11 protein-coding genes and 1 other RNA gene are annotated in these 14,295 nt (G+C 48.0%); 7 read left to right on the top strand and 5 right to left on the bottom strand.

The features are described from left to right. From K2Y18_00865 to K2Y18_00850, 4 genes are all read left to right on the top strand, one after another. A partial coding sequence (locus tag K2Y18_00865) for a DNA helicase II (GenBank protein ID MBX9804285.1) occupies window positions 1–1,312 on the top strand: 1,312 nt, incomplete at its 5' end. Window positions 1,313–1,377: 65 nt separating this feature from the next. After that, window positions 1,378–1,977 carry a L,D-transpeptidase family protein gene (locus K2Y18_00860; protein MBX9804284.1) on the top strand — a complete coding sequence of 200 codons (600 nt, stop codon included), beginning with the start codon at window positions 1,378–1,380 and terminating at the stop codon, window positions 1,975–1,977. Between the two features lie 30 nt (window positions 1,978–2,007). Next, entirely contained in the window at window positions 2,008–2,880 is an 873-nt protein-coding gene (locus tag K2Y18_00855) for a 50S ribosomal protein L11 methyltransferase (GenBank protein MBX9804283.1), read from the top strand. A gap of 155 nt (window positions 2,881–3,035) precedes the next feature. After that, window positions 3,036–3,269, top strand: a complete 234-nt coding sequence (locus K2Y18_00850) for a hypothetical protein (protein MBX9804282.1) — start codon at window positions 3,036–3,038, stop codon at window positions 3,267–3,269. Window positions 3,270–3,493: 224 nt separating this feature from the next. Here the strand turns inward: K2Y18_00850 and K2Y18_00845 are convergent, their stop codons facing one another. Further along, window positions 3,494–5,479 (bottom strand): DEAD/DEAH box helicase, encoded by a 1,986-nt coding sequence (locus K2Y18_00845; GenBank protein MBX9804281.1) that lies wholly within the window; start codon window positions 5,477–5,479, stop codon window positions 3,494–3,496. Window positions 5,480–5,967: 488 nt separating this feature from the next. Then, window positions 5,968–6,633, bottom strand: a complete 666-nt coding sequence (locus K2Y18_00840) for a hypothetical protein (GenBank protein ID MBX9804280.1) — start codon at window positions 6,631–6,633, stop codon at window positions 5,968–5,970. Between the two features lie 267 nt (window positions 6,634–6,900). Between K2Y18_00840 and K2Y18_00835 the strand changes: the two genes are divergently transcribed. Beyond that, window positions 6,901–7,860 (top strand): RluA family pseudouridine synthase, encoded by a 960-nt coding sequence (locus K2Y18_00835; protein ID MBX9804279.1) that lies wholly within the window; start codon window positions 6,901–6,903, stop codon window positions 7,858–7,860. 68 nt (window positions 7,861–7,928) lie between these two features. Continuing rightward, window positions 7,929–10,574, top strand: coding sequence for a valine--tRNA ligase (locus tag K2Y18_00830; protein MBX9804278.1), 2,646 nt, complete (start codon window positions 7,929–7,931; stop codon window positions 10,572–10,574). Between the two features lie 279 nt (window positions 10,575–10,853). On the opposite strand, the gene K2Y18_00825 is transcribed toward K2Y18_00830, so the two are convergent. From K2Y18_00825 to ffs, 3 genes are all read right to left on the bottom strand, one after another. Further along, on the bottom strand, window positions 10,854–11,177 hold the full coding sequence (locus K2Y18_00825; GenBank protein ID MBX9804277.1) for a YbaB/EbfC family nucleoid-associated protein: 324 nt from the start codon (window positions 11,175–11,177) through the stop codon (window positions 10,854–10,856). 21 nt (window positions 11,178–11,198) lie between these two features. Beyond that, the gene (locus K2Y18_00820) at window positions 11,199–12,977 is read right to left on the bottom strand and encodes a DNA polymerase III subunit gamma/tau (protein MBX9804276.1); all 1,779 of its coding nucleotides are present in this window, start codon (window positions 12,975–12,977) and stop codon (window positions 11,199–11,201) included. A gap of 32 nt (window positions 12,978–13,009) precedes the next feature. Then, an RNA gene (gene ffs, locus K2Y18_00815) (signal recognition particle sRNA small type) lies at window positions 13,010–13,108 on the bottom strand. A 153-nt stretch (window positions 13,109–13,261) separates the two neighbouring features. On the opposite strand from ffs, the gene K2Y18_00810 reads away from it, so the two are divergent. Then, on the top strand, window positions 13,262–14,295 hold a 1,034-nt coding region (locus K2Y18_00810; GenBank protein MBX9804275.1), incomplete at its 3' end, for a hypothetical protein.

Raw genomic sequence — 14,295 nt, 5'->3', positions numbered from 1 at the left:
CACGCACATTCTCGGCGCCGCTTCTGGCCTTATTGAGAAGAATATCGGTCGTTTGGGAAAGACCCTGTGGACGGAGACAGACGGCGGCGAAAAGGTCCTGATTCGCGGCACGTGGGATTCGGAAGACGAAGCCCGATTCATTGGCGATGAGGTGGAAGCTGCCCAACGTCAGGGTATACAGCTTGCAAAAATGGCGATTCTCGTACGCGCTGGTTATCAAACCCGGGAATTTGAAGATCGTTTCCTCACCATGGGGATTCCTTATAAAGTCATTGGGGGTTTGCGGTTTTATGAGCGCCAGGAAATCCGCGATGCCATGGCCTATATGCGCCTGGTGACCCAACCGGATGATGGCCTGGCGTTTGAGCGCATCATCAACACCCCGCGACGGGGGATTGGCTCAACTACTATTCAACTGATCCACACTTACGCAAGGGAGAACGCGATTTCCTTGCCCCACGCGGCGCGCCTTCTCTGTGAGACTGACTCTATTCGCGGCGGCGCCCGCACAGCCTTGCGTGCCTTTTTCCAGGATCTTGATCGTTGGCGGGATACGCTACAAGGCGAGCATCATCTAACGGTCACAAAGATGGTGTTGGATGAATCGGGGTATACCCGCATGTGGCGCGATGACAAATCCCCCGATGCCCCAGGACGCTTGGAGAACTTGAAAGAGCTGGTGCGTGCAATGGAGGAGTTTGACACGCTCGGCGGATTCTTAGAGCACGTCAGTTTGGTCATGGATACCACCAAGAAAGACCAAGCGGATATGATCACGATCATGACCCTCCATGCCGCTAAGGGGCTCGAATTCGACACGGTTTTCTTGTCTGGATGGGAAGAAGGATTGTTCCCTCATCCCCGTTCGTTGGACGAAAATGGACAGGAAGGACTGGAGGAGGAGCGCCGGCTCGCCTATGTTGGCATTACCCGCGCCATTCGCAAAGCCATCATCACCTTTGCCCTCAATCGCCGGACCTACCAAGGATGGCAGCATATGCTCCCTTCCCGCTTTATTAAGGAACTGCCCGCTGACCACGTAATCTTAATCCAGCCAAATGGCAGCGAGCTCCCCGCCCCATCATCCCTGCGGACTGCATCTCCCCTTCCCTCTAAGGCGTCAGCGTTTATTGAAGCGGAGTTCTCCGACATTCCGTTGCGGCCCCATCATGACCATCGCCCCCAAGATCGGGTCTTTCATCAAAAGTTTGGCTATGGGCGGGTGATTGCCGTCAACGGGGACCAACTCGAAATTGACTTTGAAGCAGCAGGCATGAAAAAAGTCATGGCTGACTTTGTGGAAAAGGAATGAGCAACACAGTTTTGATATTCTCTACAAAGATTGAAATATTATGAATTTAGTCTCATATTGCGCTTATGAAAGATGAAGAAAACAAATCTGTTGATCAAACAAACCTGAAGCTCACAAAGAACAGCAAAGTATCCTTTGATCATCCCTTTAATTTCTCAGTCCCCTGGGGTTGGTCTGTTCTTTTCATTTTAAGCCTGATTGGTCTGTACTACTACAATCAAGCCCCTTCAAAGCCTCTTCCCTCTATTACCCGTATTCTTGTTGAGAAACACGCTCAGAAAATGACAGTTTATCAAGGAGATACCCCCCTGAGAGACTATAGAATAGCCTTAGGCTCGCAACCCAAAGGTCCAAAAGTAAGTCAAGGAGATGGCAGAACACCGGAGGGCCATTACAAGATTATTGCCAAGAATGGCTCAAGCAAATTTCACTTATCTCTTAAACTCTCCTACCCCAATGAGAAAGACCTAAAACAGGCAATTGCCAACAATGTTCCCCCGGGTAATGACATTATGATCCATGGCCTTGGAAAAGGTTTTGAATGGGTTGGAAGATTCCATGCCTTCAGCAACTGGACGAGAGGGTGTATTGCTGTTACAAATCCAGAGATAGAGGAAATTTATGCAGCGACATCAATCGGAACACCGGTTGATATCAAACCCTGATAGATTCCTTATAACTTGGAGAATTGAGACATGTTTTGGAGAATTTTTTTTCACTGTGATCCGGCCATAGCCGCAGACCTTGGTGCTGCTTTGGAGGAGCATGTTTCTGCTGTTTCCTGGTTTGAGACTAAGGATATTGATGTTTGGGTTGTCGAAGCGATTACAACCACTGAGCCGGATAAGGGCCTTTTTTCGAGAATTCTTAGCACGGCTTGTGCTCCCTTAAATGTAATTGTCCCTCCCCTCCTCATCGAAGAACTTCCTGAAACCGACTGGCTCGAGGCCACTTGGAAGAACTTCCCGCCCCGCCAAATCGGACGGTATTATGTATATGGAAGTCACACCGTTCCCAAGCCCCCGGAAGGATCTGTGACGCTAGAGATCAATGCGGCAACGGCTTTTGGTTCCGGGGAACATGAGACCACCACAACATGCCTTATGACGCTTGATGATTTAGCCAAACAGGGATTTGCGCCTCAAAAACCTCTGGATATGGGCTGTGGCTCTGGCATCTTGGGCATGGCCATTGCGAAAACCTGGAATGTGCCGGTCATTGCAGCAGACATAGACCCAGAGTCCGTGCGAGTAACCACCAACAATGCGGAACTCAACAAATGTGATGGGCTCGTGAAAGCATATGTCAGTGAGGGATTTGAGTGCTGGCAAGTGACAGACCATGGCCCCTATGACTTGATTGTGGCCAATATTTTGGCAACCCCTCTCATTGAGATGGCGCCTTCTCTCGCGCAATCCCTTGCCCCCGAAGGTCTCGTGATTTTGTCCGGATTGTTGAGTCGGCATCGTGATGACATCGTCAAAGCTTATGCAGCTCATGGGCTTCATTTGGTGAGCCACCGAACCCTCAATGACTGGGAAGCATTGCTGTTGAAGAAGATGGCATAAATACAACAAATCTCAACACTAAGTATTCATTAAATTTTTAAATAAATTCTTGTAATTTTAATATTCATATCTATATACATACTAAGAACAAGATAATGACTTATACATTACGTGTTTTACACATAACAATTAATGTATTATATGGAGAGTTTAAAATGAGATATTCAATCATATCACTAATAATTGCAGCAAATTTAACGAGCGTTCATGCCGACCAAGGGCAAGGCAACCCGTCAAGCCTCGTCGAAGAGGCGAAGACAAAGGGAAGTTGTATTGAAGTCACTCACTGCAGGGGATCTGACCAAAATTTTCCAACCGCTTGGTTGTTGAATGGGAAGGTTGTGCAAGAAAAGCACGTCTGTGGCCAAGACTGTAAAGAGAAGAAGTGAAAAAGAATCTTTTTAAGCATTCATAAATATCAAACAAATTCAGTCATTGCGAGGAGCGCCAAGCAATCTTTGCTTGGCGGGACGTGGCAATCCATGTATTTCAAATCCCTGCAACCTATTATAAGTTGAAACAATCAAATACATGGATTGCCACGTCACTTCGTTCCTCGCAATGACATAATTTGTTTGCCTAAAATCAGCGTCGCCACAAACGCATAATGCCCTTAAGCCCCGCGAGAAAATCTCTTGTTGGGGCCCTTTTTGGCGCCGGATGGATTAAAACCAGACGGTTTGTTATTTCCTCCACCCCATGGTTTACGGGGTGGTTGACCACCGGATGCATCGCTACGCGGTTGGCCCCAGGTCTTGCCGGCTGGCTTACGGCCCGGTGCGCCTGTTGATTCTCCGCGAGGTGTCCATGTTTTGCCGCCGCTGGCGTTTACGGGTGATCTTCTGTCAGAAGATTGACCTTCAGCTTTGCCCCCTGATTTCCAGCTTGATTTCCAGTCTGCCGCCCCTGAAGAGTCGGTTCTTGGACCCCCCCAAGAATTTCCAGAAGATTCTGTCCCTGGTTTGCCCCATGATTTTCCAGAAGAGTTGCTAGAGGGTTGATCGCCTTCACGGCGCGGTTTTCCCCATGTTTTTCCCGTGGATTTACCAAAACCACCTCCAGTGCCCTCTTTGCGGCGTGGAAAGTCAGAACGGCTTTCACCGGTTGCTTGAACTCTTCCGCTGCCTGAGCGACCCCGATAAGACTTTGGACCAGAACGCCCACCGCCTTGATTGGCTGGTTCTTTTGGCGCCCCTGGATTCATCAAGCGATTGATTGCATTCCACTTGGCATTATCATCCGGACAAATGAGACACAAAGCATTACCTTCAGACCCGGCGCGAGCTGTTCTGCCAATACGGTGGATATAATCTTCCGGACATTGCGGCAAGTCATAGTTAATGACGTGGCGAATGTGTGGGATATCCAGACCACGCGCAGCTACGTCTGTTGCCACCATGATTCGAGTTCTGCTATTGCGGAAATGTAAAATGGCACGATCGCGCTGGCGTTGTTTCAAATCACCGTGGATGGAATCCGCGCTTAAATCTTGTTTACGAAGCTTTTCTGCCAATTGGTCGGCTCCCCGTTTTGTTTTAACGAAGACGATCACAGACCCTTCACGCTCATTTAACTCTCTCAATAGATTGGGGAATTTGTCGCCTGGGGTCGTGCGAATAATCTCTTGCTTAATCTTTGGTGCAGCTTTTGTTGTTGAATCCACGCTCACACGCGCAGGATCTTGCAAGTACTTTTGCGACAATTTAATGATGTTACCTGGCATCGTTGCCGAAAACATCAAGGTTTGACGATCTTTTGGCAAGAATTTGGCAATCTCATCCAACTGGATGCTAAAGCCCATATCCAACATGCGGTCGGCTTCGTCGATAACGAGGAATCCGGTATTTTTCAAGCTTAAACTGCCCCGGTTCAAGTGATCACAAATACGTCCAGGCGTTCCAACGATAATACGAGGACGACCCTTCAATTGGGCAAATTGTTTGCCCATGGATTCACCACCAATCAGCAGCGCCATGTTGAATGAAGGGCGACGGCCCAAAAGTTGACGCAACACATCGCGAACCTGTGCCGCAAGTTCTCTTGTCGGCGCTAACACAAGCGCGTTGCTGTGAGGGGATGCGAGTAGTCGCACCATTAAGGGAATGGTATAAGCCAAAGTTTTGCCCGTACCCGTTTGAGCAGAAGCCATAACGTCTTGGCCTTCAATGGCAATAGCAATTGTCGCGGCCTGCACTGGCGTTGGACAGCTGATACCCATGTCTTTCAAGGATTGTGTAATACTTTCCGGAAAAGCGAAGGAATCGAACGTGTCGCTTGCGCCTTTTTGCTCAAGTTTTTGCTCAGATTTTTGAAGAGGTTTTTGCAAAGGTTTTAGCTCAGGAAGCTCACTAGGCTGCACATCGAGCTCAATAGGTTGCACATCAAGCTCTATAGGTTGCACATCAAGCTCTATAGGGTGCACTTCGAGCTCTATAGGTTGCACATCAAGCTCTATAGGTTGCACATCAAGCTCTATAGGGTGCACTTCGAGCTCTATAGGGTGCACTTCGAGCTCTATAGGGTGCACTTCGAGCTCTATAGGGTGCACTTCGAGCTCTAGAGGTTGATCACTTAATTTTAAGTTGGGAATTGCTGACATAATATATTTATCCTTTTATTGATTCATTTTTGTATATTTCCAAAGTATTTTGGAAACATTTTAGTCGGCAGATGTTAGATCATCTTTTTGACGCAATGAAGATCAATAAACGATACTTATATAATAAATCTTATTGTAACCTGAAGACGTGTTATGAAATCAATTACACTTTTGGGGATTTATGAGTCCTGCCATATGAGCCTGACAATACAGCATATTCCTCAAATGTCAAGAAGATACTGGGGGGATAGGTTTGGCGAGGAGCATCCATGGCTAGGTAGGGTGTGACATTAAGGACTTTATTAAATAAATCATTAATGTAATTACAAAACAACTAAGCTGTCATTGCAGCGGCAAACGAAAGAAACAACGATCCAGATCCGTTATGTTGCCCTTAGATTGCCGGGCACCCCAGACCCTTTTGGGTCTTTAGGGTGCTCGCAATGACGACCGATCAGTTGAAAGGAAAACTTCTCCAGATAAGTAACCTACTTCTTTTCTTCACTCACTGGCTTGTCAGCTTCCGTGTTTGTCGCAGCAACTTCAGCGCCTTCTTTCTTTCCATGATCACTAGTCTCTGCATTGTCTTTATGGGGGACAGAAGCTTCATGCTTATCATGGTGGTCCCCATGCTTTTGGTGTTTTTCTTTTCGAGCTTCTTCTCTCTTTGCCTTGCGTTCTTCGGCTTTCGCTTTGCGTTCTTGAGCTCTTAACTTTCGTTCTTCCATTTTTGCTTTGCGGTCTTGTTCTTTCTTTTCACGCGCCACTTGATGCTCATGTTTTTTGAGAATATGTTCAGCAGACGCTAAATGGCGGCCACAAGAATGAGCATGCCGCTTGTGGTCCCTATGAATCGGATTCTTTAAGGCCTTAATCTCAATGTCGGCAATTTCTAAATTGTAATCAAACTCAGCTTTCAACTCAGCATTCAAAGAAGCACCCGCATCCTTTAATTTTGCCAAACGATCTTCAAGTTCCTTAGCCATGTCGGCTGCGCTCTTTTCGCTTCCAGCTTTAGAGTGATCCTCTGGATGATGGGCCAGGTGTTGGGGTGAAGGCGAATCCGCAGGCGCAGCTGCAGCTGCCACAACCTTAGATTGTGAGATAGAAAACAAAGCGACAGAAGAGAGTACAGTTAAAAAGATGCGATTCATTTTTTGACCTTTCTTAAAATATTTTTATGACTAAAACCTTGCTTAATTCAAGCATTGCTTTGACTTCAACCCAAACGATTCAACACACCAACAAAGCTCTCAAGAGCTAAATTTTTATGTTTGTCGGACAGATCGCTGGTCATTTTAGACAAATTTAGTTGTAAATTGCAATATAGCATCTGCAAACCTTTTCTAGATTTTTGTGAGAAAGATGCGTACATAAAGGAGTGTAGAATAAAAGATCAGATAGCGCGAAGGACATTTTTATTGGAAATCATCACCATCATCGTTGAAAAAGAAGATGAAAAACAAAGGCTCGACAAATTTTTAGCACAAGCCCTTTCCCCCTTAACCCGGACGCGCATCAAAGCTCTCATGGACGATAATAAGCTGGAGTGTTGTGGCGAAATTATCACATCCGCATCCCGCAAAGTGCAGGAAGGTGAGGTCTATACCTTAAAGATACCCCCCGCGATCGATGACTATCCCCATGCGGAAGACATTCCATTATCCATTATTTATGAAGATGATGATCTGCTCGTTCTTGATAAACCTGCAGGTATGGTTGTTCACCCAGCACCTGGCCACCGTGAATCAACATTGGTGAATGCGCTTCTAGCTCATTGTAAAGAAAGTCTTTCCGGCATCGGTGGCGTGCGTCGCCCAGGAATCGTACATCGCCTGGATAAGGAAACGAGTGGCTTGATGGTTGTGGCAAAGAATGATATCGCCCATCAAGGCTTAAGCGCCCAATTTACCAATCGCACGCTTTCTCGTTCCTATTTGGCCATCGTGTGGGGAATTCCTCAACCCAAAGAGGCGATCATTGAAGGAGATATTGGACGAAGCCCCAAAAATCGCCAAAAAATGGCTGTGGTCCCGAGCGGCGGAAAGCCAGCCATCACCCATTATTGCGTGATCAAACGGTTTTTTGCCAAAGACGACGTATCTCAAAGCATTTCCATGGTTCGGTGTGAACTCGAAACGGGACGGACCCACCAAATTCGTGTCCACATGGCCCATATCGGGCATCCGCTCGTTGGTGATCCGGTTTATGGGCGCGTCCCCAAATGGGCCAAGAAAGCCTTTGCCCCCGAGGTCGTAGCTTTCCCTCGCCAAGCTCTGCATGCTTTTCAGTTAAAATTCCTACATCCTCGCTCGGGAGAGCTCATGATTTTTGAGGCCCCTCTTCCCGCAGATCTAGAGACTTTAATATCGTTCTTATAGCGTTCTTTAGCAAAATCCGGTATTGATTGTGTAAACGACCCTATTAAAAACTAATTGAGACATTGATTATGCTTGACAAAACTTTTGATCCCCAATCGATAGAAGGCGACATTTATAAAGCCTGGGAAGCCTCTGGCGCCTTTGCGTGCGATCCAAATTCCCCAAAAAAACCTTATACAATTATGATGCCCCCACCAAATGTAACTGGTAGCCTGCATGTGGGTCACGCGCTGACCTATACTATCCAAGATATTTTGATTCGCTTTAAGCGCATGCAAGGGTTGGATGTTTTGTGGCAACCGGGCACAGACCATGCCGGAATCGCCACTCAATTTGTCGTAGAGCGTCAGTTGGCGGAGAAGAACATCACCCGTCAAGATTTGGGGCGCGACGCCTTTATTGAGAAAATTTGGGAATGGAAGGGAGAATCGGGCGATATGATCGTGCGTCAACAACGTCGCCTCGGCATTTCTCCGGATTGGGCCCGCCAGCGCTTTACCTTAGATGAAGGGTTGAGTCAGGCGGTAACAAAAGTCTTCGTTTCCCTTTATAAAGAAGGATTGATTTATAAGGATAAGCGCCTGGTCAATTGGGATCCGAAACTGCAAACAGCCGTGTCAGATTTGGAAGTTATTTCAGAAGAGTCAAAGGGACATCTTTGGTACATTCAATATCCGCTTGTTGACCAAGAAGGAACATTTATCACAGTCGCCACGACCCGCCCGGAAACGATGCTGGGAGATGTTGCCGTTGCGGTTCATCCCGAAGATGAACGCTATCAACACCTCATCGGCAAGCATGTTCATTTGCCCCTCACCGAGCGTACAATCCCCATTGTAGGCGATGAATATTGTGACCCTAGCAAGGGGAGTGGTGCGGTTAAAATAACCCCGGGCCACGATTTTAACGACTTTGAAGTGGGCCGACGCCACAATCTTCCCCTCATTAATATCCTGGACAAGAGTGCGTGCCTGAACGAAAACGTGCCCAACAATTATCAGGGATTAACGATTGATAAAGCCCGCAGTCAAGTGCTGGCGGACTTGGAGGTCTTAGGGCTTCTTGAGAAAACAGACACCATCGTGAATACGGTTCCCCATGGAGAGAAGTCTGGTGTTCAAATTCAGCCTTGGCTCACGGACCAATGGTTTGTGGATGCGAAGACCTTGGCAATCCCGGCTATAAAAGCCGTAGAAGATGGCCGCACCAAGTTCATTCCAGAACACTCCCAAGCCACTTATTTTGAATGGCTGCGCAACATTCAACCGTGGTGTATCTCCCGCCAAATCTGGTGGGGACATCAAGTGCCCGTATGGTATGGACCGGATGGTCATGCTTTTGTGGAAGAAACCGAAGAGGAAGCCCGCATTCAAGCGGTGGCCTATTATGGCGATGCTGTTGACCTGACCCGCGACACAGACGTCCTCGATACGTGGTTTTCATCAGCCCTTTGGCCTTTCTCGACCTTAGGATGGCCTGAAAAAACCCCCGAGCTCAAGCGCTATTATCCAACGGATGTGTTGGATACTGGCTTTGACATTATATTCTTTTGGGTTGCGCGCATGATGATGATGGGTCTGCACTTTATGAAAGAAGTTCCCTTTAAAACAGTCTACATTCACGGCATGGTTCGTGATGAAAAGGGCTCCAAGATGTCCAAAACAAAGGGCAATGTGATTGACCCTTTAACCTATATGGACAAATTTGGCACGGACGCTTTGCGCTTTTCTTTGGCTGCATTAGCCGTCCCAGGGCGGGATCTGAAACTTGGCGAATCCCGCATTGAGAGTGGGCGAAACTTCATGACAAAGATTTGGAATGCGGCCCGCTTCTTGCAAATGAACGACTGTACCTATGACGAAGCATTTGACCCCAAAACCTGCCAGCACACCGTAAATCGCTGGATCGTTGGCCAAATCACTCTCCTTACTGCCCGAGTAATAGAAGCTCTTGACGCTTATCGTTTTGATGAAGCAGCGAGCCATATTTACCAATTTGTTTGGGGAACCTACTGCGACTATTATTTGGAATTCCTCAAACCCATTTTCCAAGATGAGAATCTCGCTAAGGAGGCCCGCCAAACAGCGGCATGGGCGTTTGTTCAAATCATGAAAATTGCCCACCCCGTCACCCCTTTCATCACAGAAGTCTTGTGGAAGGAGTTTACGGGCGGGAAAGTCGGATTGCTCATGAACCAATCCTGGCCCATCCCTCTCGAGGCAACAGACACCTCTGCGCGCCAAGAAATGGATTGGATTGTTCAAGTTATCAGCGGTATTCGCTCACGTCGCGCCGAGTTCAATGTCCCGCCTGCTTCAACCCTTCCTTTGCATGTCTATGAGGCAACACCAGAGATTCAAGCCCGCCTCTCCCGTCACGAAGCCATCCTCTTACGACTGGGGCGCATCGAGGCCATTCAGACGTTTGCAGAAAAGCCACCGGCCTTAAAAGAAGCCGCCCTCTTTATTGTGGAAAACTCTCCCATCATTCTGCCCTTAAGCGGCAGCATTGATATCCCGGCTGAAATTAAGCGTCTGCAAGAAGAGCTTTCTAAGTTAAGTTCCGAGATTGAGAGCTGCAACAAGCGTCTGTCCAATCCAGACTTCATGGAACGTGCAAAACCAGAGATTATCGAGGAGATGCAAGATCGCCTCGAAGCGTTTGGGGAGCGAAAGGGGAAAATCGACGAGGCATTGTCACGCCTGCGGGGGTAGTGGGGGGGGGGATGTTAGATTCATCTGTAGAGTTATCTTTAGAGTATTAGCCTTTAAAAGCAACCCAATCGCCGTCATTGCGCGGAGTTAAGCATGAGCGCTAGCGATGGCGAACGACAAAGCAATCCAGGGGCAACCATAGAGATCTGAGAACTTTATATGTTTCAATTAAAGCTTTAAATAACTTTTCTTTGGCCCCTGGATTGCTTCGCTTTCGCTCGCAATGACACCGTTTATGTTGATGAAGCCGAACATTTTCCTCAACCACCTCTCCCCCCATCAAAAGGGCAGCTTCATGCCCCCTGGCAGATTCAATCCGCCGGTAATTTTTCCCATTTCTTCAGCAACATGAGCTTCAACCTTTGCCTTGGCATCATTAAAGGCTGCAATGATCAAGTCTTCTAAGACTTCGACTTCTTTGGGGTCAACGAGAGAGGGATCTATGCTCAAAGCCTTCATCTCGCTCTTGCCATTCACAGTCACTTTGACCATGCCGCCCCCAGAGGCGCCGGTCATTTCCACCAAATTCAATTGTTCTTGCATTTCAGCCATTTTTGCTTGCATTTGCTGCGCTTGCTTCATCATTTGATTGATATTTTTCATAATGTAAAACTCCTTAGTTTATTATTTCGACGTTACCGTTGAGCCCGGAAAACTTGATGTTAAAGATTGTACAAGCGGATGCTCCTGACTGATTTTCACCGCCTCCTCATGGGCCGTTTTCTTCTGCTGCGCATGGGTTGGGTCGCCCCCTTCTGTGGTCACATCAACGATCCAAGATTGGCCTGTCACACGCTCCAGAACTTGACGCAATTGGGTTGGCAAGGTCTTTGCCGCCATATCACTTAAACGAACAGTCATGGACCCCGGCGCGTAAGACACAAGGTGAATATCTTGAAGGATATTGCTATATAATATGGGTTCTTTCGCCCCTTGAAGAAGCTCTAAGAGAGCTGGAAAGGTTGGGGGTAATATCGGTGATTCTTCTAATGACTGAGTCTCTTCCAACCCCTCACCCGCTCCATCGCTTTCGCTAGGAGCGACCTCTCCCACTCGCCACGGCGTAGGCGTAGCCGTAGGCGTAGCCGTATCCTGGGCAAGGGGAGAGGTAACAGCGCGCGCATGTATTTGCACCTCTGGGCTTGAAGGCGTAACACTTGGAGGTGTAACCGGTGACGAGCTCTTCTCAACAACTTCAACGGTTGGAGCTATCGCTGGCCTCGCCCGCGGCACCCCATGAAGGGCACTTAATAGTTCGTCCGCTTGAGGGAGATCACTCAAATAGGCCACCCGCACCAACACCATTTCTGCGGCTTGCGCCGACAGGGGCGAGCGGGAGACTTCCTCATATCCTTTATGGAGAACTTGCCAAACCCGCATAAGGGCAGGCAGTGAAAGCGTCTTCACGATCTCAGCCCCTTGGATCCGATCACTTTCCGGCCAAGTCACATCTTGCTGCAGCTGGGGCGCTGTCTTTAAACAGGTCAACCAGTAAACAAGGTCCAGCAAGTCTTCCATCAAGACGACGGGATCCCCGCCCCGTTGATACAGATTCCGAACCTGGGTTAACGCCTCAGCCACTTGTCCATGCAAGAGAGACCGAAGAAGCGCAAATACGGCACCGCGATCCACCAATCCCAGCATATCCCGAACAGTTGTGGTCGTGATGGTGCCGTCTGATAACGCAATAGCTTGATCCAGCAAAGAGAGGCCATCGCGCACCGACCCGTCTGCGGCTCGGACAATAAGGGCAAGCGCCTCTTCTTCAATGGTGAGGGTTTCTTTGCCCATAATACTCATAAAATGGTCAAAGAGAATCTTTGGCTCAACCCGCTTCAAGTCAAACCGCATACAGCGTGACAGGACAGTCTCAGGGACTTTCCGAATTTCTGTGGTAGCAAAGATAAATTTTACATGGGGCGGCGGTTCTTCTAGCGTCTTCAAAAGCGCATTGAATGCACTCTTAGAGAGCATATGAACTTCGTCGATGATGTAGATCTTATAACGCCCGCTGACCGCCTTATATCGCGCCGCTTCAATGACTTCACGCACATCATCCACGCCGGTCCGGCTGGCGGCGTCCATCTCCAGCACATCCATGTGCCGATCTTCAGAGATCGCAACGCATGCGTCACACAGGCCACAAGGATCAGGCGTTGGCTCGCCCTTCCCATCAACCCCAAGGCAATTCAAAGCCTTGGCCAGGATCCGCGCGGTGGTTGTCTTACCAACGCCCCGAATCCCGTGCAAGAGAAATGCATGGGGCAAGCGATTGCGCTCAATCCCTTGGGCAAGGGTTTTGACCAAAGTATCTTGGCCCACCAGCTCAGAGAGCTTTTGGGGACGATATTGGCGGGCTAAGACTCGATACGGTGTCGCTGGGAGGGGGGAATTTTGCGTCATCTGGTGTCATCTATCTTTCAAATGTAGAATATAGTGGGAGACCGAATCCTGACCCGCAAAAGAACTCGTTATGGCTGCTTCCTTCCGGACCTGACCAGGTTAGCGAGGTTCACGTCCAAGACCGGTCTCCCGGAAAAAACTATATCAAACCTCTTAAGGGATGTCTTTAAGAAAAGATTTGGCAGGAGGCTCGTGAAGCCAATAGGCAATTAACCCTTCATTAATCATATTCTGGTATCCTTAATAATGAAACATCATCCATTTTTATATTTTAGGAGAGTCAAATGTCCGCGAAAACATCAACCCTAGTTATAAGTACGCTTACAATTGCATTCTTGGGGGGGATTTCCCCAATTGCCTTTGCGGGCGATGCAACACCAACTCCAACCCCTTCTGCTTCAGAGACGCCGGAAGCAAAACCTATGACCCATTGGGAAAAAATCCAAAAAAGAGCAAAAGATGCAAGAGAAGCTAAACAAAAAAAGAAGGAAGCTGACTTAGCAAACAAAGCCACACCAGAAGAGCCTCATGCTGCCAAACCCAGCATTAGAGATCGCTGGTTAAATAGAGACCAGGGGACGACTGCTGGAGAAGAAAGACGTCAAGCCCAACAAAAAGCACGGGATAAAGAACTTGAAGATCTGAAATCAAAAAAAATGTTGTCGGATCCGTCTCAAGAACCAAGAGAACCCCTATCATCTACCCAAAAGCATACGCCAAAAACACAAGAAGAGTTGGCAGCAATTAAGGAAACGGAAACGGCAAGACGCCATGCGCCACGCAAAGCGCCTACCCAATTCGCAGCAGGCCCAACCAGTGAAAACTTGCCTCATCATTATTTCGCCAAAAAACAACCTAAGGATGTGACCAGCAAACCTTATTCACCTGATATGTTAGAGAATAAGGGTGGTGGATTCACAAGCCCAGGTACTTCAGGAGCAGGTGCTCCTCATAAATCCCATGAGCCTCATAAATCCCATGAAGTGGCTCCTCATAAACCAGCTCTCAAAGAAGTTGAACCAATGAAAATAGACCCTACTCATGATCAACATCTTTTACAAGCTGACAGGTCTTCACAAGCGCCACAAGCGCCTAAACCAGCTCTCAAAGACGTTGAGCCAATGAAAATAGACCCTACTCATGATCAACATCTTTTACAAGCTGACAGGTCTGCACAAGCGCCACAAGCGCCTAAACCAGCTCTCAAAGACGTTGAGCCAATGAAAATAGACCCTACTCACGATCAACATCTTTTACAAGCTGACAGGTCTGCACAAGCGCCACAAGCGCCTAAACCAGCTCTCAAAGACGTTGAGCC

The sequence above is a fragment of the Alphaproteobacteria bacterium genome (genome assembly GCA_019746225.1).
GTDB lineage: Bacteria > Pseudomonadota > Alphaproteobacteria > Paracaedibacterales > VGCI01 > VGCI01.
Note: the sequence above shows the minus strand (reverse complement) of the source record. Positions and strands in the feature narration are given on the sequence as shown.